17 protein-coding genes, 1 tRNA gene and 1 riboswitch are annotated in these 23,140 nt (G+C 62.4%); of the genes, 4 read left to right on the plus strand and 14 right to left on the minus strand.

Annotated features, from left to right (window positions below):
* Positions 1-22: 22 nt before the first annotated feature.
* Genes J7I86_RS02440 through J7I86_RS02455 form a run of 4 tightly spaced genes read right to left on the minus strand, consistent with a single transcriptional unit; the run spans position 23 to position 4,140 of the window.
* Entirely contained in the window at positions 23-1,249 is a 1,227-nt protein-coding gene (locus tag J7I86_RS02440; protein ID WP_214815193.1) for a DUF6226 family protein, read from the minus strand.
* A 56-nt stretch (positions 1,250-1,305) separates the two neighbouring features.
* The gene (locus tag J7I86_RS02445) at positions 1,306-2,535 is read right to left on the minus strand and encodes an amidohydrolase (protein WP_214815194.1); all 1,230 of its coding nucleotides are present in this window, start codon (positions 2,533-2,535) and stop codon (positions 1,306-1,308) included.
* A gap of 60 nt (positions 2,536-2,595) precedes the next feature.
* Positions 2,596-3,330 (minus strand): hypothetical protein, encoded by a 735-nt coding sequence (locus J7I86_RS02450; protein WP_214815196.1) that lies wholly within the window; start codon positions 3,328-3,330, stop codon positions 2,596-2,598.
* Between the two features lie 60 nt (positions 3,331-3,390).
* Positions 3,391-4,140, minus strand: a complete 750-nt coding sequence (locus tag J7I86_RS02455) for a DUF5058 family protein (RefSeq protein ID WP_214815198.1) — start codon at positions 4,138-4,140, stop codon at positions 3,391-3,393.
* Between the two features lie 270 nt (positions 4,141-4,410).
* Between J7I86_RS02455 and J7I86_RS02460 the strand changes: the two genes are divergently transcribed.
* Positions 4,411-5,859, plus strand: coding sequence for an amidase family protein (locus J7I86_RS02460; protein WP_214815199.1), 1,449 nt, complete (start codon positions 4,411-4,413; stop codon positions 5,857-5,859).
* Here J7I86_RS02460 and J7I86_RS02465 read toward each other — a convergent pair.
* The 8 genes from J7I86_RS02465 to J7I86_RS02500 form a co-directional block, all read right to left on the minus strand.
* Positions 5,840-6,796 carry an AsnC family transcriptional regulator gene (locus J7I86_RS02465; RefSeq protein WP_214815201.1) on the minus strand — a complete coding sequence of 319 codons (957 nt, stop codon included), beginning with the start codon at positions 6,794-6,796 and terminating at the stop codon, positions 5,840-5,842. The genes J7I86_RS02460 and J7I86_RS02465 overlap by 20 nt on opposite strands.
* Positions 6,797-6,950: 154 nt before the next feature.
* Complete coding sequence (locus J7I86_RS02470) at positions 6,951-7,790, minus strand: aldo/keto reductase (protein WP_214815203.1); 840 nt, start codon at positions 7,788-7,790, stop codon at positions 6,951-6,953.
* A 138-nt stretch (positions 7,791-7,928) separates the two neighbouring features.
* Positions 7,929-8,369, minus strand: a complete 441-nt coding sequence (locus J7I86_RS02475) for a hypothetical protein (RefSeq protein WP_214815205.1) — start codon at positions 8,367-8,369, stop codon at positions 7,929-7,931.
* Between the two features lie 8 nt (positions 8,370-8,377).
* A complete protein-coding gene (locus tag J7I86_RS02480; RefSeq protein WP_214815206.1) occupies positions 8,378-9,043 on the minus strand; it encodes a bacterial proteasome activator family protein in 666 nt (221 codons plus the stop codon).
* A 93-nt stretch (positions 9,044-9,136) separates the two neighbouring features.
* Positions 9,137-9,328: a YbdD/YjiX family protein gene (locus J7I86_RS02485; RefSeq protein ID WP_214815208.1), complete on the minus strand. Its 192-nt coding sequence runs from the start codon at positions 9,326-9,328 to the stop codon at positions 9,137-9,139.
* On the minus strand, positions 9,328-11,598 hold the full coding sequence (locus J7I86_RS02490; protein WP_214815210.1) for a carbon starvation CstA family protein: 2,271 nt from the start codon (positions 11,596-11,598) through the stop codon (positions 9,328-9,330). Before J7I86_RS02490 ends, J7I86_RS02485 begins: the two co-directional genes overlap by 1 nt.
* A gap of 176 nt (positions 11,599-11,774) precedes the next feature.
* Entirely contained in the window at positions 11,775-12,344 is a 570-nt protein-coding gene (locus J7I86_RS02495) for a PadR family transcriptional regulator (protein ID WP_214815211.1), read from the minus strand.
* A 42-nt stretch (positions 12,345-12,386) separates the two neighbouring features.
* Entirely contained in the window at positions 12,387-13,370 is a 984-nt protein-coding gene (locus J7I86_RS02500; RefSeq protein WP_214815213.1) for an NAD(P)H-quinone oxidoreductase, read from the minus strand.
* Positions 13,371-13,472: 102 nt separating this feature from the next.
* Here J7I86_RS02500 and J7I86_RS02505 point away from each other — a divergent pair.
* The 3 genes from J7I86_RS02505 (at position 13,473) to J7I86_RS02515 (ending at position 19,260) form a co-directional block, all read left to right on the plus strand.
* Positions 13,473-13,560 (plus strand) — tRNA-Ser (locus J7I86_RS02505).
* 189 nt (positions 13,561-13,749) lie between these two features.
* Positions 13,750-14,535: a VOC family protein gene (locus J7I86_RS02510; protein WP_214815215.1), complete on the plus strand. Its 786-nt coding sequence runs from the start codon at positions 13,750-13,752 to the stop codon at positions 14,533-14,535.
* 201 nt (positions 14,536-14,736) lie between these two features.
* A complete protein-coding gene (locus J7I86_RS02515; protein WP_214816791.1) occupies positions 14,737-19,260 on the plus strand; it encodes an ExeM/NucH family extracellular endonuclease in 4,524 nt (1,507 codons plus the stop codon).
* Positions 19,261-19,342: 82 nt separating this feature from the next.
* Here the strand turns inward: J7I86_RS02515 and cycA are convergent, their stop codons facing one another.
* Complete coding sequence (gene cycA / locus J7I86_RS02520; RefSeq protein WP_214815218.1) at positions 19,343-20,809, minus strand: D-serine/D-alanine/glycine transporter; 1,467 nt, start codon at positions 20,807-20,809, stop codon at positions 19,343-19,345.
* Positions 20,810-20,960: 151 nt separating this feature from the next.
* A riboswitch (glycine riboswitch) is annotated at positions 20,961-21,059 on the minus strand.
* 75 nt (positions 21,060-21,134) lie between these two features.
* Positions 21,135-23,084 carry an FAD/NAD(P)-binding domain-containing protein gene (locus J7I86_RS02525; protein ID WP_214815220.1) on the minus strand — a complete coding sequence of 650 codons (1,950 nt, stop codon included), beginning with the start codon at positions 23,082-23,084 and terminating at the stop codon, positions 21,135-21,137.
* Positions 23,085-23,140: the final 56 nt, after the last annotated feature.

Consider the following 23,140-nt stretch of genomic DNA (forward strand, 5'->3'; position numbering starts at 1 on the left):
GACCTACTGAACGGCGGCACAGCTAGGCGGGTCCTGGCCCCGCAACACGAGTAGACGTCCCGCTCCTCTTGAGTGGCCATGGTCTCCACCCATCCGGGACCGCTTGGAGTCGCTCCTCAGCGGCGGCGAGTTGAGCGGGCGTGGCTCCCCAAGGACCCGAACCGCTGCGGCTGCCGGATCCGTCAGCAGCAGAGAGCGCGTATTCCGCCCACTTCTTCCGGCCCACGGGGTAGCGTTCGCCGTAACCGCCTGCTGCAACGCCAAGGACCAGCTCCTCCATGCGGGACGCTTCGCTCTCAGCGGTCTCGTCACAGGCGTCGCAGCCGCAAATGGGAAACGGGGAGTCGTGCAGCGCACCGGCATGGACCACCACGCCCTGGTAACCGGTCAACACGAACGTCAGCGGAGCGGCAAACGGGTCCCGCGGTGTCAGACGCGCGACGTCGATTACCTCGCCGGTGTTCGTGGACACGTCCGCCGCGTGGGCCGGATCCCAGCTGACATCGACGTCGTACGCGCTCTCCAGGTACTCGATCAAAGCCCGGGCCACCTTGTGGAGCCCTTCGAATCGCCCAACATGGGTTTCAACGCTGTAGGAGTTCTCTGGTGGGCTATCTACACCCCATCGGTTCCCGTAATCGACCGCTTGGCCTTCAGCGTCGCGATACTCATGCGATGACAGCTCAGGCCGCACAAAAGGTTCAATCAACTGTCCCATGGGAACCGGCCGCAATTCGGGGAGCGCGGGACCGTCCGGCTCGTCAGCTGCCCACTCCATAAGGTGCGTAAGGAGGCCCGCCACCATCCCGTCGTCGGCCTCCCTCAGCCCGTCGACCAAGCGGTCCACCGTGATCATCATGCCGCGGGCTCCTACTTCGCGGGATCCGTCCGCCATCACTGTCCAATGCGCTTCCGGGCGCATGGCCGCAATGACGTTCCCAACGAAAATGGTGGCGGCCTCGCTCAGCCCGGCGTCGCCAGAGATGGTGCCGATGTTGGAGCGAATGAATTCCAGCAACATGGCGACGTCGGAGGCAAGCTGGTCAGCGGGGACTACCCTACCTTCGCAGAACACCGCGAAGGGTGCGTACCCGGCGAGGTGCTTAACCGGAGCCTCTTCCACCGCCGCTGGCCTGTCTCGAGCAGTCCGTCGATACCGCGCAGTCCGTCGAGTCAGCACAGCTTTGCTCGAAAGCAGTGCTGGCAATCCTGATGCAGGCCCGCTAAAAACATCTTCAATTTCCCCCATGAGCCCATCCTAGGTCGAGCCCGATTGTTTGGACCCTGGACTCGGGACCAAGGGCGTCAGTGGCCCAGACGGGACATCAGCACTGCGACGGCGGCAGAGACTCCCCCGGCCAGCGAACCTTCCAGCTCGGGTGCGAAGAACGGCGAGTGGTTGACGGGGATGGGACCAGGTCCAACATGCCCGGCCGTGGGTGTGCCGCCGAACATCCAGAACACGGACGGCACGCCGATGGCGGTACCCAGGTGCCCGAAGTCCTCGCTACCCATCATGGGAGGAGTGATTTCAACAGCCTCAGGGCCAAGCGCCAGCCGCAGGGCCTCAATGACGGGAGGAACGGCGTCGGGATCGTTGAAGCATTGCGGGAAGCGGTACATCTCCTCGATGTCAGGCTTCGGCGCCCCGGATGCGGCCGCTTCGGCCTCGATGATGCGGCGTACCGCCGCGAGGACCTGGCCGCGGACGTCGTCTTCGAACGTTCGGATATTGAGCGTGAACTCGGCCGAGGCCGGGATGATGTTTTCCTTGAGGCCTGCGTGGAAGGTCCCCACGGTGACGACGGCGGACTTCCGGGGATCCAGCTCGCGGGACACAATGCCCTGCAGTCGGGTGACCATGTGGGCGGCCATGACGATGGGATCGATGGAGTCCTGCGGTTGTGAGCCGTGCGACTGTTGGCCGTGAACGGTAACCCTCAGCGAATCTGCCATCGCGGCTACCGGCCCGCTGGAAATCGCAACAGTACCCACCGGCCGGGGCATGACATGCTGCCCGAAGACCACCTCCGGCCGCGGCGCTTTGTCCCACAGTCCGTCGTCGAGCATGGCCAGCGCACCGGCGGCAGTCTCCTCGCCGGGCTGGAAGATCAGCACCAAGGTCCCGGACCACGCGTCCGGGCTGCCGGCAAGCACCTCGGCGGCACCCAGGAGGCTGGCCACGTGGGTGTCGTGGCCACAGCCGTGCATGACCGGGACCGTGGTGCCATCAGGCAGTGTGCCCGTGTCCGTGCTGGCGTAGTCAAGCCCGGTGGCTTCCTCGATGGGCAGGCCATCGGAATCGGCGCGGAAGGCCACCACGGGACCGGCGCCGTTGCGCAGGATTCCCACCACCCCTGTGCCACCGCAGCGGAAATGCTCAATGCCCAGGCTGTCCAGTTGCTCCTCGATCAGCGTGGCCGTGGCGAACTCCTGCATGGACAGTTCCGGATGTGCGTGAAGGTGGCGGTACAGGGCGTGGAGCTTGGCTGTCTGGTGGGTATCGAGCTGAAGGGCTGTGGCTGTTGACGTCATGGTTCCTGACTTTCCTTGTGGCTGTGGCGCTTTGGCTTGGTGCATGCGAAGTGGGCGCTGCTACTCGATGTGAATGGGCTTCGCCTCGGCAATGGTGCTCTTTCCGCGGAAAAACCACGCCAGCAGGATGGTGCCGAGCACTGCGATGGCGGTGGACACCATGGCGAGCGAGGGCACCAGCGGCAGCACAACGAAGACGACGACTGCCGAGACCAGCAAAGCGAACACGGTGGTGCGGGGTTGCTTCATGGACACAATGGCCTGCACCAGCACGGCTCCCAGGACGGTGGGCAGCACGTAGAGCCGGGTGACGAGCAGGACCGACGGCGGGATGACGCTGATCAGCCAGCTGCCCAGGAGACCGACGAAGATCGCCAAGGAGATCAGGTGGACAACTGCTGCGCCGCAGATAGCAACGACGGCGGCAAGTTCCGCCCGCTTGCTGCCCGGCTTTGCACCGATGTTGGTTTGGGCGATCAATGCCGCTGGAAGGAGTTTGTTGGAGATGTTGCCAATCATGAACGCCTGGTACATCGCGGCCGGGCCCAGGATGGGATAGTACGTGAGGGGTTCCACGATCCAGATGATGCCGAACGTTGCGGCAACTGCCGCGAAGGCAATCCAAAGCTGGGCGGGGCCAATATCCAGTCCGGTAGCGAAAACTAGGTACAGCGGACCCGCTACGGAAATCAGGAGGCCGGCGATCATAGTGATCTGGCCCCAGCGGGACGTGGTGCGGTTGAAGTCCGCCATGGCGGTGTTGTTTGTGGTTGGAGCAGAAGTGATGGAAGACATGAGGGGTGTTCCTTTCGGGCTCAGGGAATGACGACGTCGTGCGGCTTGCGGCAAGCGGACTTAGGCGCCGACGGCCAGGTAGGCGGCACCCAGGCCAATGACGATCGAGATTCCGAGACCCCATTCACGTAACCAGCTCTTGCCGAGTTTTTTGGCCAGCAACAGGCAGGTGCCCATGACCGCTGCCGAGACGACGAAGGACAGCACGTGGATTCCAGATTTTGGTAGTTCGGTGAGTCCCAGGCAGGAAAAGGCACCGATCAATGCCGCTGCCGGGACAATGGCCATGGCGGCGGGGTTCACGGAGCGGATCTTGGCGTCACCTTTGCGGAGCAGCGGAGTCAGGATCAGGGTGGCGAGCATCCACATGGCACCGCCGATGCTCATGGCGAAGAACGCGACGGCGAAGACGCTTTGGGTGTAGCTGGCATCGCCGAGCTTGGCGCCCATGGAACCTGCCGCTATGCCGGCGGCCGAAACATCGTAGGCGGCTGAGCCGATCAGGCCGATCCTGGACAACACTGCCGGCGCCCCGAAGAGACCCAGCAGCGCGATGGCCACCAGCGATACCGCCAGGGAGGGACCAATGGCCGATACAGCGCCGGAGCGGAATGAGGTCTTGATGTCCTGCGCACTCATGTCCGCGGACGGAGCGGCCCGCCGGGCGGCCTTCATGAAGATGACGGACTGAATGATGATCACGCCGAAAACGCCTGCCACGCAGATCCACAGGACGGGATTGTTGGCGATAGCCAGGATGTCCGTTGAGTCGTTGGGGGCGAGCGGTTGAAGAGCCAGGGGTTGGTGCATGGGAACCTCCGGTGTTGGCCCCTGAGCAAGTCCGCGTTCAAACCACGCTGTTCGGATGCGGCGCTCCAGGGCAAAGCCTACCCAGCAACCAGATCGGCCAGTGGGTAACAAACACCTTCCGCTATGAGCCGGATCACACACAATAGCTGACGAAATCAGCCTGGGTGGTGGCTGAATCAGTCAAAGCTTGCCCTGGGCCGATTCAGGGCTTCCCCCGGTCAATGTGACCCGGCACACTTTCAGGCAGTAGCAATCCAGCAAAGGAGCACCATGCCTGACACCCTTGGCGACCTGTCCGCCGTCGAACTTTCCGCAGCGATTCGCACCAAGAAAGTCTCGGCTCGCGAAGCATTGGCCGACCACCTGAACCGCATTTCCGAGATAAATCCGGTGGTCAACGCAGTGGTGACCCTCGACGCTGAAGGTGCCCACTCCCTGGCACACCGTGCCGATCAGCTCACAGCTTCCGGCGCGGAACTACCACCCCTTCATGGGGTGCCCATGACCCACAAGGACACCAACAACACTGCAGGGATGCGCACCACCCAAGGCTCGCTGGCCTTGCGGGACTTCGTCCCCGACGCCGACGACCTCATCATCGCGCGATTGAAGGCGGCCGGAGTGGTCAGCACGGGAAAGTCCAACGTTCCCGAATTCGGCGCCGGCTCCCACACGTTCAACGACCTCTTCGGGACCACCACCAACCCCTACGCACCAACACTGAGTGCCGGCGGCAGCAGCGGCGGTGTGGCCGCCGTCGTCGCCTCCCGCGTCCAGAGCATCGGCGACGGCAGCGACATGGGCGGATCGCTCCGAATCCCGGCCTCCTTCTGCAATGTGGTGGGCTTCAGGCCTTCGACGGCGGTGATCCCCATGCCGTCCGACGTCAACGCCTATGCGTGGCTCGGAAGAACCGGCCCCATGGCCCGGAGCGTAGAAGACATCGCCTTATTCATGTCCGTGACTGCGGGCAGCGACCCTCGCGTTCCCCATCCCTTCGGATTGGACCCCGAGGTGTTTCGATCCACCTTGGAGACCGACATGCGAGGTGTGCGGATCGGCTGGTCCCGCGACTTCGGCATCGGAGTACCCGTGGACCCGGAGATCGTGGATCATCTGGAGCGGCAATTGGGGATCTTCGAAGATCTTGGGGCAATCGTTGAGGAAGCAGCCCCGGATTTCAGCGAAGCAGACCTGGTGTTCGGCAACACCCGTGCCCTGGACTTCGCGGCCGGTCTTGGGCCGCTCCTGGAGCGCGCCGGTGATGTCATCAAGCACGAAGTCCACTGGAACGTGAAGAAGGGATTCGCCCTCACGTCACGGGATGTCATTGAAACCGCAGCCGCCCGTACCCGCCTGGAATTGAGCGTGCAGGAGTTCTTTGGACGGTACGATCTTTTCGCCAGCCCCTGCGCCCAGGTGCTCCCCTTTGATGCCACCCTCCGGTACCCCGCGGACATAGCCGGGACGGCCTCGGAAACATACTTGGATTGGATGCGATCAGCCTGCCTCCTGTCCGCAACCGGTCTGCCTGTGCTCAGTGTTCCCGCGGGATTCAGCTCGGCCGGTCTACCCATCGGTCTGCAGCTCGCCGGCAATCACTACACGGATATGCAGCTGCTCCGCTATGGCCGGGCCTTCGAGCAGCAGACGGGGTACGCCGCCGTCGCCCCTGTTGTCACAGCAGGCCAGAAGCCCCTTACAACTGTGCGCGCATAACCCTGCCGCCGCGCTTCCGTGCATCAAGAAGGATGGACACATCCACGCCAGCGGCGTTTTGTGCCCATTCGGAGGTAGTGATGAAGCGGTACAGGTCGGTCATATCTTCCACGGTCACATCTGCCATGATCTGGTAATTCCCGGCGATCGCCGCGGCATATCGGACAGTGGGAAGCTCGGCCAAACTCTTCCCCACGTGTTCAACGTGCTGCGGCGAGGCGCGGATCCAGAGCAGCGCTTCAACGCCAAGACCAAAGGATGAGGGCTCTACGATCGCCCTTAAATGGACTTGGTTATTGGTCAGCAACCATTCGCTGCGACGGCGGGCAGTCGCCTCTGAAACACCAACCCGGCGGCCCAAAGCTTCAAAACTCATCCGGCCATCGGCGCACAGCGCGTCCACGAGCTCGTTGTCCTGACGGCTCAAATCCTGTCGCGGCACCAGGGCGCCCGAATCCTGGGTGAATGTTGAACGGAGTGCCTCGGCTTTGTCTGCGGTGAGAATTTCCGGCCGCCAGCCGCGGATGGTCCGGAAGTACCGAAGCACGGGATAGCTGGTGGAATCACGCAAGCCAAGGGTGGCCGGCAGCTCATCGGACAGAACCTCGCCCATGCGCGACGGTTCAGTGAGTACCTCGGCTACGCAGTCACTGGTACCTGTGGTGGTGTAAACGAAGGTGGTGTCGGAGCGCTGCGAAAGCGCGTGGACTGCGGCACGCACTGTGCCGGGCATGCACCGCATTTCCACCAGCACTACCGATGGTTTAGGGCGGATTCCCACCACGGCCACCGCACCGGATTCCAGCAACTGCGATCCCCTGCGGGCAACAGTTCGTTCTGCTTCCCCTAAGACGGCGGCCATCTTCCGCCACGGGCACCGCGGATCGAGTTGCAGGGCAGCAACAATCTGCCGCTCCAATGGGTCAAACACCACCATGCCAACTCCGTCCGTCTGCGTCGCTCAATTTGACCACGGACTCCGGCGGCACTGCGTCGGCGAAGGCGAGTGGCGCCGTCGAGCCTTAACGGCAAGTGCCCCGCCCCCGTATAGGGGCCGGGGCACTTGCGGTCAACCTGGTTTAGGCTTGGATTTAGGCGAAGTCGGAGACTGCCGGGTCCGGGCCGATGCGGCCCTCGGCACCGCGGTCCAAGCCGTTGAGGGCCTCGACGTCGGTGGCGTCCAGCGTGACGTTGAGCGCCGCGTAGTTTTCCTGAATGCGGGACTCCGTGACGGACTTGGGGATCACCACGTTGCCGATAGCCAAGTGCCAGGCGATGATGACCTGGGCCGGGGTGGCGTCATGCTTGGCAGCAATCTCAGCCACGGTTGCGCTCTCGAGGAGTTCGCCGCCTTGGCCCAGCGGGGACCATGCCTGGGTGAGGATTCCCTTGGAAGCATTGAATTCGCGAAGGTCAGCCTGGTTGAAGAACGGGTGCAGCTCCACCTGGTTGATGGCCGGAATAACGCCGGTCTCATCAATGATGTGCTGCAGGCCTTCCTTGGTGAAGTTGGAAACACCAATGGACTTGACCCGGCCGCGCTTCTTGAGCTCGATCAGGGCCTTCCAGGTGTCCACGTACTTTTCCTGCTTGGGCTGCTGCCAGTGAATCAGGTAAAGGTCCAGGGTCTCCAGGCCGAGGCGGTCCATGGACTCTTCAAAGGCCGCAAGGGTGGATTCGTAGCCCTGGTCCGCGTTCCACAGCTTGGTGGTGATGAAGATTTCCTCGGCGGAAAGACCGGAGGAAGCAATGGCACGGCCGACGCCTGCCTCATTGCCGTAGATCTTGGCGGTATCGATGTGGCGGAACCCGGCCTCGAAAGCCTGACGTACTACCTTTTCGGCTACATCGTCTTCAACTTGCCACACCCCGTAGCCGAGCTGGGGGATGGTGTTGCCGTCGTTGAAAGTAAGTGTTGGTGACGAAGTCATGTCTGCCATCCTGCCACCACACGGTCTCCAAAAGGGCTGAATACTACGCGGATCAGCTATGCGCTTAACTTCTTGCATGCAGGGAATAAAGGCGCACGCGTGTAGTTGCGCACGCGCGGCATTACGTTGAGACTGTGCTCAGGCGCCGAGTTGGCGCTCCGCGTCAGCAACCTGCTCGAACACCGACTCTGCCCGGCGCCGAACTGACAACGCACCAACCGGCACAGGCCCCACGGCCAACCTCAACATGGCCGCAGCCTCAGCCGTTGTGGCCAAGGAGTTTCCCGCCTTGGACAAGGCGCGGTGCACTCCGGCGAGTGATCCCGGAACATCCAGCCCATCACTTGGGGACCGTTTCTGCGCCTCGACGCAGATAATCCTCACCCGTGCAGATAATTCCGCCAGCTCGTTGGCTATCTCTACGAGCTCGTTGTAGAGCTGCTCATCATCGACGCCCTCAAGGACTTGGTGGTACCGGTCCAGTCCCCGGTGGAATCGGTCATGGGCACGGCGCCACAGCCCTTTGCCAAGCTCCAGATCGTCCTTCCGCCCTTGCCGGACGGCCCCAAAGAAACCCACCTGCGAACTCAGAGGTACTGACCCGGGCCGTGATCGGGGTCTTCCCTGCGGCCCTGGGAGGCAGGGCCGGGCGCACCCGGTGCAGCCGCCCGCTGCGGTTGACCGTTCTCGCCAATGATGATGCCCGGCGCAATGACAGTTCCCGGCGGGAGCTGACGGAGTTGCATCTGTGCGGCCGAGTGCTCCTTGGCGGCCTGCTGCGCGGCGATCGCTGCCTGAATACCGTGGAACAAGCCCTCCAGCCAGCCAACGAGTTGTGCCTGAGCGATGCGCAGCTCCGCATCGGAGGGCGCTTTCTCGTCAGGGAAAGGCAAGCTGATCCGCTCCAGCTCCTCGATGAGTTCCGGAGCCAGTCCATCCTCGAGTTCCTTGATGGACCGCTCGTGAATCTCAGCAAGCCGGCCGCGCGCAGCGTCGTCCAAAGGCGCGGACTTTACTTCTTCAAGGAGCTGCCGGACCATGGTGCCGATCCTCATCACCTTGGCCGGCTCATCAACAAGTTCGTGAAGGTTACCTTTGGGTTTGGCATCGTTCGCCACCTCCTCCTCCACCACCTCGTCCTCCAAAGGGTGCTGTCCCCCGGGCTTCTCAAGGCCCTCGTCCAGCGTGGTTCCCTCCACAGGGGTGTCGTCCGAAGCCTCATCCTTGGGCTGAATGTTGTTCAGATCGCTCATCCGTTCATACTCTCACGTGCTTCACGCGTACCCCTGTCCGTGGCCCCGATTTTAGACTTCGTTCGTAGCGAAACTTTGCACCGGCTGATTACCTCAGCAGCACCTGCCTTGGGGGTTGCTGTCCTGCCGGTCCATTCTGTCCCGCCAAAACTCGCGTTCAGTCATGACGGAACCGGAATGGCCGCTGGCTTCGAAGTGCTCAAGGTACTTCCGGTACGCATCAGCACCCATGAGCGAGCCCATGTAGGTGGCGAAGCCCCGAAGGCCCCTAACGACGGCGTTCATCAGTGATGGCCGGCCTTCTGGGTCCGTTTCTCCGCAGGCAGGGCGTTCCATTCTGCGAGCAACTTTTTCTCGACCTGAGTGGGAAACAGCCCTGCCGGTGCGAACACCCTGGAAGGAACGGGCGGGTCTTCGTGGTCCTGGCCTCCGCCTGCGCGGATTGCCTTGATGGTGGCCAGGAGAGCGGCGATGATCACGATGATGCTCAGTGTCACGAAAATGACCGAAAGCACTCCCTGGATCATGGTGTTGCGGACCACGGCTTCCATGGCAGCCACGGTCTTGGCAGTGCCAAACTCGGTCTTTCCATCAGCCAGAGCCTTGGAGAACGCCTGGTTGTTGGCGAAGTAGCCCACGGCCGGGACCGGCGAGAAAATCTTGTGGAAACTGGCGGTGATGGTCACCACGGCCGCGAAAGCCAGCGGAACAGCCACGATCCACAGCCATTTGAACACTCCACGTTTGGCAGTGATGGCAAGGCACACAGCCAGTGCAATGGCTGCCAGCAACTGGTTGGCGATGCCGAACAGCGGGAACAGCGTGTTGATGCCACCCAGCGGATCGGTGACACCCATGATCAGCACCGCGCCCCACGCCGCCACCATGATGGCCGTGCACAGCCAGGCACCCGGGCGCCATGAGGCTTCCTTGAACTTGGGAATGAAGTTGCCGATTGAGTCCTGCAGCATGAACCGGGCGACGCGGGTTCCGGCGTCGACGGCGGTGAGGATGAACAGTGCTTCGAACATGATGGCGAAGTGGTACCAGAAAGCCATCATTCCAGGTCCGCCGATGAACTGCTGCATGATGTGGGCCAACCCGACAGCCAAGGTGGGAGCGCCGCCGGAACGGGAAATGATGCTTTCCTCGCCCACGTCCTTGGCGGTCTGAGCCAGCACGTCCGGGGTAATGTTGACGTTGGCTAGGCCAAGGCTGTTGACCCATTGCGCCGCAGATTCCACGGTGCCGCCGGTGAGGGCCAGCGGTGCGTTCATGGCGAAGTAGATGCCACGGTCGATCGAGATCGCGGCGACCAAAGCCATGATGGCCACGAAGGATTCCATCAACATGCCGCCGTAACCGATGAAGCGCGTTTGCCGCTCCTTCTCGATCAGCTTGGGCGTGGTTCCGGACGAAATGAGCGCGTGGAACCCGGACAGGGCGCCACAGGCGATGGTGACAAAGAGGAACGGGAACAGGGCACCGGAGAACACCGGGCCGTTTTCCCGGCCGGCGAACTCGCTGAACGCAGGGACAGTGATTTCCGGCCTGACCACGATGATCGCGAGCGCCAGCATCACGATAACGCCGATCTTCATGAATGTGGAGAGGTAGTCGCGCGGAGCAAGAAGCAGCCAGACGGGCAGGATCGCGGCGATGAAACCGTAAATGATGATGCCCCAGGCAATGGTGACCTTATCCAGGTGGAAGAAGGCCGCACCCCACTCGGTACCGGCTACAGCACCGCCACCAATGATGGCTGCCATCAGGAGCACGAAGCCGATGATGGACACCTCCATCACCTTGCCCGGCCGGATGAACCGCAGGTAGACACCCATGAACAAAGCGATGGGAATAGTCATTCCCACTGAGAACACGCCCCACGGGCTTTCACCAAGGGCGTTGACCACTACCAAAGCAAGGATGGCCACAATGATGATCATGATCAGCAGCGTGGCCACCAAAGCCGCCGTACCGCCGATGACGCCGAGTTCCTCGCGGGCCATTTGGCCAAGTGAACGGCCACCGCGGCGCATGGAGAAGAACATGACCAGGTAGTCCTGAACGGCACCGGCAAGAACGACGCCGATGATGATCCAGATAGTGCCGGGAAGGTAGCCCATCTGCGCTGCGATAACGGGTCCCACCAGCGGTCCGGCGCCGGCAATGGCGGCGAAGTGGTGGCCGAACAACACGTTCCTGTCAGTGCGGACGTAGTCCTTGCCATCAGCTTTGTACTCAGCAGGAGTGGCGCGGCGATCATCCGGCTTCAGCAGGTAACGCTCAATGACTTTGGAGTAGAAGCGGTAACCGATGAGGTAGGTGCAAACTGCCGCGAAGACGAACCAGATGGCATTGACGGTTTCGCCGCGCACCAGTGCGAGCATGAACCACGCCACCGCTCCGAGCAGCGAGATGGCAATCCAGAGACCGATCTTGGCGGGGGTCCACCGGCGTTCCTCCGCTTCACGCACGGAGTCGTCCACAGCCGGAGGAGGCAGCGTGGGATCCAGGCCTTCCGCGACTCCGGATTGGTTAGAAATCTTGCCCATGTCTCCTCCTTGAGAACTGCTGCGGTGATGGGTACTGCTGAAGTTCAAACTGTTGCGGTGGGGACCGCTGCGTCAGCTACTTCTCCTCACCTTAACAACCGACACGGACAGGATAAGGCGGTACACGCCAATCGTCTGCAGGTACGCGGTGAACGGTCATTCCCCTACGCCGGGCGTTAGCCCTGCCGCCGGGGAGGAGCTGCTTGGCTCGATTCCCCACTTAGCTGGCCTTGCACCATGCGGGCCTCACAGAGATCCAACCAACGAACTTCCGCTTCAGCTTGGAAAATCAAGGAATCGAGCACCAATAGCCATGCGGTATCCGAGGACCGTTGATTGGCCGAGACCGTTTTTCTGGCCTGCGTGTGCTCCTGAAGGGCCTTGACCGAGACTTCTCGCTGGGACTGGATCACCGCCGAAGTATCCACGCCCGGAAGCGTCACTGCGAGCGCCAACTTGATGGCAATCTCGTTTCGCGGAGGATTGCCGCGGTCCACTGCGCCGGCGAACCAGGCCCCGGCTTCCTCAGCCCCGGCGTCAGTGATGCTGTAGATGACGTGCCCGCCGCCGTCGTCGCCGTCTTTGCTCACCAGGCCGTCGCGTTCAAGCCTGTCCAACGTGGTGTAGACCTGGCCGATGTTCAACGGCCATGCGGCACCTGTACGGTCCTCGAATTCGACACGCAGCTCGTAGCCGTACCGCGGCTGGTCCTGGAGCAGGGCCAGCAGGCTGTGCCGGATGGACATGTGGCTCCTCACTGCTGTAGGACGGATGAACGCAAATGCTGCTCAGAGGAGCAGAAGGACCTTCCCTATGTGCTCGCCGGAGTCGAAGTACTGGTGAGCTTCGCGAACCTGCTCCAGGGGGAAGGACTTGGCCACGAGGGGCCGGATCCTGCCATCGGTAAGCATGGGCCAGACGAACTCGCGGACCGCAGCCATGATGATTCCCTTTTCAGCGACCGGCCTCGGCCTCAGCGCTGTTCCGATGACGGCGGCCCTTTTGCTGAGGAGTTGCCCGAGGTTGATCTCTGCCTTGGTTCCGCCTTGCAGGCCGATGACGATGAGGCGCCCGTAGTCCGCGAGCGCATCGATGTTCTGCTGCAGGTATTTGGCACCCACGACGTCGAGGATCACGTCCGCGCCGTTGCCTCCGTTGTGTGCCTTGAGACTTTCAGCAAAGTTTTCCTCGGTGTAGTTGATGGCGATATCGGCGCCGAGGAACGCCTTGGCTGTACCGACCTTTTCATCAGTGCCTGCCGTGGTTGCCACCTTAGCGCCATATGCTTTGGCCAGTTGGATGGCCATGGTGCCGATCCCGCCGGTTGCGCCGTGGATGAGTACGGTCTCGCCGGGTTGCAGCTGTGCAGTCATGATCAGGTTGGAGTACACAGTGGCTGCAACTTCAGGCAGGGAGGCTGCTGTTACCAGGTCCACGCCGTCGGGAACCCGCAGTACTTGCTCCGCCGGGACTGCCACCTGCTGGGCGTAGCCACCGCCGGACAACAGTGCCACTACCTTGTCTCCCACGGAGAATGCTCTGGTGACGCCGGGGCCGAAGGCGGCAATGCGGCCGGATACTTCCAGGCCTGGTACTTCCGATGCCCCCGGCGGCGGCGGGTAGAACCCCCTGCGCTGCTGGACATCGGCACGGTTCAACCCCGCAGCCACGACGTCGATCAGGACCTCGCCCTCGCCGGGCACCGGAGAAGGGACCTCGCGGATTTCGAGGACTTCGGGCCCGCCCGGCTCTGAGATGTAGACGGCTTTCATGACGAACTCCCGGTTTCTTGCTTGTCCTCCAAGCCCCGGGGCAGGGGTTGGAATACGTGATGTTTTGGAACAGCCAACTCCCTATGAAACACTACTAGGCGAGGAAGGTTGTCCGAGCGGCCTAAGGAGCTGGTCTTGAAAACCAGTGTGCGGTAACCCCGTACCAAGGGTTCAAATCCCTTACCTTCCGCAAGAGGATGCCCCGGGTCTCAGGACCCGGGGCATTTTTGTGTCTGCGGGAGGCTCCCGTGCGGAACTGAGAACTGACAACCGGAAGATCATTGAAACTGTCAGAGGCCCCGCATAGTGTTCTTTCTGTCTCCACACCGCAGACATCAGCCGCAGCTTTCGCCGCGGCATAACAACAGGAGCCTCACCTATGCCTAAGCCTGACATCACTCCCGGTTCCCCTTGCTGGATCGACCTCGTGACGTCCGATACGGAAAAGGCCAAGGCCTTCTACACGGCACTTTTCGGCTGGACATATGAAACCGGAGACCAGGAAAAGTACGGCGGCTACATCACAGCTTCCAAGGACGGCCGGATGGTTGCCGGCATCATGGAGAAGCAGGCGGACATGGGTGCCATGCCGGATGTTTGGTCCACCTACCTGCGCACCGATGACATCGCAGCCACCACTAAGGCAGCGGCAGCCAACGGCGGACAAGTGCTCCTGGAACCCATGGAGGTCCCTGAGCAAGGCAGCATGGCCATGTACGGGGATGCCTCCGGTGCCGCCATTGGCGCCTGGCAGTTCGGCGAAATGAAAGGCTACGAGGTAGCGGCGGAAGCGGGAGCTCCCGCCTGGCACGAACTTCTTACCAAGGACTACGAGTCCGCTGTCACCTTCTACCAGAGGGTCTTCGGCTGGGACACGGCAGTCATGAGCGACACCCCGGAATTCCGTTATGTAACGCTTGGCGCCGGTGATGACGCCAAGGCAGGCATCATGGATGCCTCCGGTTTCCTGCCCGAACAGGTCCCCTCAATGTGGAGTGTGTACTTCGCGGTGGAGGACACAGACGCCAGCGTGGAGCAAGCCGCGGCTCTCGGTGCCACCGTCATGCAGCCTGCGGAGGACACACCTTTCGGTCGGTTGGCCACGTTATCGGACCCCACCGGAGCTGTCTTCAAGGTCATCCAGGACTTGGGCCAGACCGCCTAGTCGTCCAAGTATTTGGGCCGTAGCACGGTCCCTCATTGTTGACCCCGGGTCAACCCTCCATTCATCCGTTCGTGTTCAGCTAGGTCCGAGGCAGCTTTACCCGGGAGTAACGTCCCGGCACTCGCCCACTTCACAAGAGAGTGGGCGCGATTCATGGAGCCCCACAGGGCTCACTGATGAAAGTTCAAGCGGATGAAACTTATGCATTGGAAATACTTGGCGGGAACGGTCCTGTCAGTCGGGTTGTTTGCAGCCCCGCTGACAGCCGTCCCGGCCGTGGCCGCGGATGACCCAGTCGCCGCCGCCACCTCCCCGGTGGTGATCAACGAGGCCTACCTCAGTGGCGGAAGCAGCGGAGCCGCCTTCAAGAATAAATTCGTGGAGCTCTACAATTCCTCAGACGCACCCGTCAGTCTGGCGGGCTGGTCGCTGCAGTACAGGTCTGCCACGGCTACGGCAGCGCCCACGGGGATCACTCCATTGACCGGCAGCATTCCCGCCAAGGGGTACTTCCTGGTCAAGGGCGCCACCAATAGCGGTACTTCCACGGCACCGGATCTACCTGCCGCGGACGTTCAGGCAACCGGCACGCTGAACCCCGGCGGGACCGCCGGAACACTGATTCTGGCCAAGCAGCCAACCGCCATCACTCCCCTTCCGGCGGGCTCGGTGACGGGCAACGCCGCCATCGCCGACCTCCTCGGCTACGGCACCTCGAACACTTTCGAGACCGCCGGTGCCACAGCACCCACCAGCAATACGGACGTAAAGAGCCTCAACCGCACCAACGGTGTGGACACCGACTCCAACGCCGTTGACTTCAGCATCAGCGCCACCATCACCCCCACTGCCGCCAACGGCGGCGGGACTCCCCCTGTTGATCCCCAACCGGAGCCCGGAGTTAAGGCCATTGCCGAAATTCAGGGAACCGGTCCCGCCAGTCCCTTCGTGGGCAGCACCGTGACCACCAGCGGCAAGGTCACTGCCGTCTACGCAACCGGCGGTTTCAACGGCTACTACGTCCAGACCCCCGGAAGCGGCGGCGAAAGCGCCGGGGCGGCAAGGACGGCGTCGGACGCTGTGTTCGTCTATTCACCCTCGACGACGGCGGCAGTCCAGCCCGGCGACTACGTGCAACTCACCGGTGTCGTCAGCGAATTCGCCAACCAAACGCAGCTCACCGTTGAGGCGGCGGGGTTGAAGAAGCACACCGAGCCGGCACCGGAGGTCAAGTCCACGCCGTTCACTTTGCCAGCCAATGAGGCCGCGCGGGAAAGTCTGGAGGGCATGCTCCTGGCTCCTCAGGGTGACTTCACGGTCACGGACAACTACTCCCTGAACCAGTACGGCGAGATCGGCCTCGCGGCCGGCACATCCCCTCTGGTCCAGCCAACGGCGGTGGCCACCTACGGTTCGCCGGAGTACGCGGCCGTGGTAGCGGACAACGCCCTGCGCGGCATCAAGCTCGACGACGGCGCATCCACCAACTTCCTCAAGGACGCCACCACCAAGGCCCAGCAACTGCCGTACCTGACCACATCAGACCCCGTACGCGTGGGCTCCCCCGCGCGGTTCCGGACCGACGTCATCCTGGGCTACGGCAACAACTCCTGGAAGTTCCAGCCACTTACCGCGTTGACTGCGGCCAACGCTGACTCTGTCCAGCCGGCGAGCTTCACCGCCACCAGGCCCGAGGGTCCAGCGGATGTTGGAGGCAACCTCAAACTGGCTTCCTTCAATGTGCTGAACTACTTCCCCACCACCGGTGACCAACTGGCTGGCTGCGTCTTCTACACTGACCGCGACGGGAACCCCATCACGGTCAAGGAAGGCTGCAACGCCCGCGGCGCTGCCAATGCCGAGAACTTCGAGCGCCAGCAGGCCAAGATCGTGGCCGCCATCACCAAGTCCGGCGCCGACGTCGTGTCCCTTGAAGAGATCGAGAACTCGGCTCAGTTCGGCAAGAACCGTGACGACGCTCTGTCCAAGCTGGTGGACGCCCTCAACGTCAAGACCCCCGGCGTCTGGGACTACGTGCGGACACCCGCCAACGCTCCCCCGCTGAGCGACGAGGACATGATCCGCACCGCATTCATCTACAAGAAGGCAGTGGCCGAGCCCGTGGGCGAGTCCATCATCCACAACGACACCGTGGCGTTTGCCAGTGCGCGCAAGCCGCTGGCACAGGCATTCAAGCCGGTTGGCGGCGCTGACGATAAGAAGTTCATCGCAATCGTGAATCACTTCAAATCCAAGGGCTCCGCAGCAACCCCGGACGACACGGACAAGGGCCAGGGTGCCTCGAACACTGCCCGCACCAAGCAAGCAGAATCCCTGCTCACCTTTTCCAAAGACCTCCAGGCCTCCAAGGGCACGGACAAGGTCTTCCTGATCGGCGACTTCAACGCCTACGCCAAGGAAGACCCCATCAACGTCCTCACCGGAGCCGGCTACACCGACCTCGAGGTAGGAACAGGCAAGCACTCGTACCTCTTCGGCGGCATGGTGGGCTCCCTGGACCATATCCTCGCCTCCCCTGCCGCCCACAAGGTGGTCACCGGAACCGACATCTGGAACATCAACTCCGTGGAGTCCGTCGCACTGGAATACAGCAGGTATAACAACAATGTGACCAACTACTATGCCGCGGACGAGTTCCGGGCCAGCGACCACGACCCCGTGGTGGTGGGCCTGAATCTCACTGCCGACCAAGCGGCAACTGTTGACCTGCAATTCCTGGGTATCAACGACTTCCATGGCCGGATCGACTCCAACACAGTCCTCTTCGCCGGAACAGTTGAGAAGCTCCGCGCGGCAGCTGCCCCCGGCGCTACGGCCTTTATTTCCGCCGGCGACAACATCGGTGCTTCCCTCTTCGCTTCCTCGGTAGCGAAGGACCAGCCCACCATCGACGTCCTGAACACGCTCGATCTGCAGGCTTCCGCTGTGGGCAACCACGAGTTCGACGGCGGTTGGGCGGACCTGCGGGATCGCGTTGTTGCTGGAGGTACCAACGCACAATTCGCCTACCTGGGTGCGAATGTTTACCAGAAGGGCACCACCACTCCTGTCCTGCCGGAGCACAAGGTCATGGACATGAACGGCATGCGGGTAGCGGTGATTGGCACCGTCACCCAGGAAGTTCCTTCCTTGGTGACGCCGGCCGGAGTTGCGGACCTGGAGTTCGGCGATCCTGTAGAAGCCATCAACAGGGTGGCCGCAAAGATCAAAGCTGAAAACCTGGCCGACCTCATCATCGTGGAAAACCACGACGGCGCTGCTTCCGGAACGCCTGAAGGTGCCACATTGGAGCAGGAAGTTGCAGCCGGCGGACCGTTTGCCAAGCTCGTCAACGAAACCACTCCTGACGTCGCCGCCATCTTCACCGGGCACACCCACAAGGAATACGCCTGGGATGCCCCCGTACTGGACACCAACGGCCAGCCCACCGGTACGACCCGCCCAATCGTCCAAACCGGCAATTACGGTGAAAACGTGGGAAGCGTGACCCTTACGGTGGACACGGCAAGCAAAACGGTGACGGCCTACAAGGCCGCAGTCGTGGACCGGACCACCGACACCGCGGAAAGCCTTGTTGCCGCCTACCCACGGGTGGCTGCTGTGAAGACCATCGTGGACAAGGCCCTCGCGGAGGCTGCTGTCATTGGCAACCAGCCCGTAGGCGCAGTGACCGCTGATATCACCACTGCGTTCACCCCGGATCCGACGGGCGGCGCCCCCAAGCGGGACGACCGCGCCAACGAGTCCACGCTCGGGAACCTGGTGGCGGACTCCCTGGTGGATACGCTCAAGGCGCCCGAACTGGGTGAGGCTGAGATCGGCGTCGTGAACCCCGGCGGGCTGCGTAACGAGCTGTACTACGCGCCGGACGGGACCATCACCTACGCCGAAGCCAATGCGGTCCTGCCGTTCGTGAACAACCTCTGGACCACGTCCCTTACCGGTACACAGTTCAAGACGCTTCTGGAGCAGCAGTGGCAGACCAACGCTGACGGCACCATCCCCAGCCGCCCTTACCAGCAGCTGGGCGTGTCCGAGAACGTAAAGTACACCTACGACGCCGCTCGCCCTGCCGGGGACCGCATCACCGGCATCTGGGTGAACGGAGCCGTGATCGATCCTGCCAAGCAGTACAGGATCGGAACCTTCAGCTTCCTGGCAACCGGAGGCGACAACTTCCGGATCTTCAAGGAGGGCAGCAACACGAAGGACACCGGCCTGGTGGACCGTGACGCGTGGATCAAATACCTGCGCGAACACAACCCTGTCTCGCCGGACTTCGCACGCCGTTCCGTCGCCGTGGCCAACACAACTGCGGCTGAGGTGAAGGCCGGAGACCCCTTCGCCCTGGCTGTCTCCAAGCTGAACCTCACCTCCATCGGCAGCCCCGCCAACGCAACGCTGAACGCGGTGTTCGTTGATTCCAAGGGTGCAGCAGTTGCGCTCGGCCCGGTCCCCGTTACCACGGGCGCCGCCACGGTGGACCTCAAAGTTCCCGCGGCGGCAGCTGCAGGTACCGGAACCTTGGTGCTCACCGCCGTCGAAAGCGGAACCGTGGTGAAGGCGCTGGTGCAGGTGGCGGAAAGCGGTCCGAACCCGCCGCAGTGCACCGCACCAACCAAACCGTCCAAGTGGTACGACGTCGCGGGATGGCTCAGGTACGCGTTTGCATGGCTGGAGTATCAGAGATGCCTGAGGGGATAACCCACCCCTGAGGTAAACAACAAAAAAGGCCGGGCACTTCACGAATTTCCGTGAAGGACCCGGCCTTTTGCTGCTTATTGAGCTATTTGTTTGCTGGTTCCGGTTCCTGGATCCTGTCCGCGTCCCGCTGGAGCTCAGCCTTGAACTCTTCATAACGGGCCAAGTGTGCGGGGCGACGGCGAAGAATCAACCAAGCGACCCCCAGAATTACGAACCACACCGGCGTGGCCAGGAGGGCGGCGAGTGTATCCGGTTGCGTGGTCAAGGCCCACAAAACGAAGGCAAAGAACCCGAACACTATCCATACCATCACCACTCCACCTGGCATCTTGAACGCCGAGGATTCGTGCAGGTGCGGGCGGCGCTTCCGGAAGGCCAGGTAACTGGCCAGAATGATGGACCACACGAAAACGAAGCAGACAGCGGACACGGTGGTCACCATGTCGAACGCCTTGCCGATATCCGAGCCCGCGTACATGAGGATGACACCGGACAGCAGCAGGATGCAGGAAAGGAACAGGGCATTGCGGGGCACTTTGCGTCCGGAGAGTGAGCCGAACACCTTGGGGGCGTCGCCCTCCTGTGCCAGCCCGAACACCATGCGGGACGTGGAGTAGATGCCCGAGTTGGCAGAGGACATTGCGGAGGTCAGCACCACGAGGTTGACGATCGTAGCCGCTGCGCCGAGGCCGGCCAGGGAGAACATGGCGATGAAGGGGCTGTGTCCGGCAGCGAACTGGGTCCACGGGGTGACGGACATCAGGATGATCAGCGCGCCGACGTAAAAGAGCAGCACGCGGATGGGGATCGAGTTGATGGCCTTGGGCAGGTTCTTCTCGGGATCCTTGGCCTCGGCCGCTGTGGTGCCCACCAGTTCGATGCCCACAAACGCGAAGACGGCGATCTGGAAGCCTGCTACGAAGCCCATGAATTCGTTGGGGAAGAAGCCGCCGTGGCTCCACAGGTTGGAGAAAGTGGCAGGTCCGGCGTCGGACTGGAAGCCGCTGAAAATCATGAACAGGCCAACAATGATCAGTGCAGCGATTGCCACGATCTTGATCAGGGCGAACCAAAATTCGGTCTCGCCGAAGGCTTTCACCGTGGCGAGGTTCAGGAGCAGGAGGATGCCGATGGTGATCAGTCCGGGCACCCAGAGGGGCAACGATGGCCAGAGCTCCTGGGAGTACCCGGCGATGGCGATCACGTCCGCGATACCTGTGATGACCCAGCAGAACCAATAGGTCCAGCCGGTGAAGAAGCCGGCCCACGGTCCCAGGAGGTCCGCGGCGAAGTCGCTGAAGGATTTGTAGTTGAGGTTGCTCAGCAGCAATTCACCCATGGCACGCATGACGAAGAACAGCATGAAGCCGATGATCATGTACACGAAAATGACGGACGGGCCGGCAGCGGAAATAGTCTTTCCGGAGCCCATGAAGAGGCCGGTGCCAATGGCTCCGCCGATGGCGATGAGCTGGATGTGGCGGTTGCTGAGCTGTCGCTCAAGGTGGGGTGAATCGGGACCAGTGGAAGGCGGGCGCTGAATCGTCAAAGGAACTCCATCGTTCAGGCGGCACAGAGTGCCACGTTGATTCGGGTTCCTCCCCGCTCTGTACGTGGACCTGAGAGTTTCCGCGTTCCTGCAGGGCAGGAACGCTTGCACCTTCGGTGAGCCCGGTGACCGGACTGCTTTCCAGAGTTGCCTCGCCGCGGCGGTACATGGGCCTGAGAGATTCCTGGGGAGGGTTTGCTCCTACGGCGCCTGACGGGATGTACCGGCAGGACTCTCCCGCCGCGGATCAAAAGCGCGCACCACTCGATCGGGTGATGCAGCTCACACCATAGCGAAGTGTGGGAGCACCCGCAACTTCGAGTCGCTAGCGGCCCAAAATGCTCCAGGCAATCTCGTCCGCATCGCGCAGGGTCCGTTGTCCGCTCGCGTAGGCCGGTCCGGTGAGGGGTCTGGCTTCCGCGGCAATGGCCGTCCCCCACTGTGAAGCTGAGAGTTGAAGGCCCAGTACATACAAGTTCTCCGTGATGGACCCGTTGGCCGCCAGAGGCCTGTAAGGGTGCGGTTCCACGTCAAGCCCGGTGGTCTGCATGGGCGTCCCCTCAACACTCATCATGATCTTGGTGCGCACCAGGCCATCCGTCATGAGCTGCTCCAGCAAGGGTGAGAGGTTGATGCCCACCCTGTTGGCCGGCGACATCGCCTCGATGAGAGTCCGCGCTTCAACCGGGGCGTCGTGAACCCACGGCGACACGGCCCGGAACACCTTGGCGCCCCGGTCCACGCTGAACTTCGGGTCCGGGCCCACGAAACTCACCACGCCGGCGCGCGCCAAAGCGGCCAGCTGCTCCGAACGCAGGGCAGGCGCTCCGCTGGCCAATCCCTCAACAAAGGACTCGAACCAGCCACGCAAGCCTGCAAGCCAGGATTCATCGGTGATTCCGCCATCAGCCACCACCGACTTGAGGATGGCCCGCCCAGTGTGGAGCGCGCCGATGGCCATCTTGACGGGGTCCGACTCGCCCAGCGCTGATCGACGGGCATCGTCATCAAGGTAAGCCGTGATAGCAGCGTCCAGCTCGCTCCGGGAAGCGAAGGTCCGGCCCGCGAGCGGCGCCGCGAGCCCCCTCAGATTCAAGCGGCGGGAAGCGACAACGTGCTTTTCAACGAGGTTTCCCACCTCAACTTCCCAGTTCGTAGTGGTGTGCGCATGCGGTTGGAGCGCATCTTCAAGGTCGGCGAGGAACTGCGCGGGGTCCTTGATCGCGGTTGGCTGGGACCGGGCAAGCGTTGAGTAATACGCCCACAGTGCATCCCGGTGAAGCAACGGCCAGAGGTCATGATCGAATCCTGGCTGAATACCGGCTGCACGGAACCGGTCCACCGCGTCCTCTGTCAGGTAACGCATGGTGATGCTGCTGGGGTAATAGCCCGCCAGCCCCGCCTTGGCGCGGTACGGGGTGCCCCTTCGGGAAGCAGCAATGATCTTGGGCTCCCTGCCCGATGCCCGGTATTCGAGGACACCTGCGCCAGGTGAACCAGCCTCGACGAACTTGCCGCCGCGACCCTCCGTCAACTGCCCCATGACGTCAAAAAAGTTCAAACCCATGCCGCGGACCAGCACAGGTTCATTGTCCGGCACAGCCTGCCAATCGACGTCGGCCGGTGGAGCAGGCGGGAAATAGAGCAGCCCCTGGTCCGCCGCCGCGCTGTTGAAAGACCGCTGCTCCGGATTCAGCCGGGACTCGATGTGGCCCAGCGCGAGGACCACGGAACCGACCGTAAGCGTGACGCCGTTGGCGAGTTCGACGTCGAACCCGTCTTCTTTTTCCCGCTTCACAGGACGCGCAGCAACGGCGAGCGTCTGGTGGAAGGTGACCTCGACGCCGTCGGGCAGCCGTTCCAGCAAGCCCGCCAACGTTTGGCGAAGGTACCGTCCGTACAACGCCCGGCTGGGGAAATCGTGCGATTCGAGAGTGGCCAACTCCGCCTTTTCGGCGTCGTTCAGCCCCTCGCCATCACGACGACGGGCTTCCCGCCACTGATCGAACGAACCGCCCGTGAGCGGAGGGGCGAGCTCAGGGTCCTCAGGAATGAGAGTGGGATAGAAAGACTGGGTGTTCATCAAGTACAGCCGGGACTGCTCCGGCTGCCACACGTGACCCGAACCGGCCGGGTACGGGTCCACGACCTCGACGCGAAGGGTGGCCCCCGGAGGGCTGTCCGCGGCCCAATTCGCGAGCAACCGCTCAAGGACACTGGTGCCCCGAGGGCCGGCCCCGATCAGGGCAACACGGTTGGTTTGCGATTTAGCCACGCTCAAGCCTAACTTCCGCATGACTTGCTTACCGTCGAAGAGTGTTGCTTGGATGG

It is taken from the genome of Arthrobacter sp. ISL-95, assembly GCF_018613695.1.
In the GTDB taxonomy this organism is placed as follows: Bacteria; Actinomycetota; Actinomycetes; order Actinomycetales; family Micrococcaceae; genus Arthrobacter.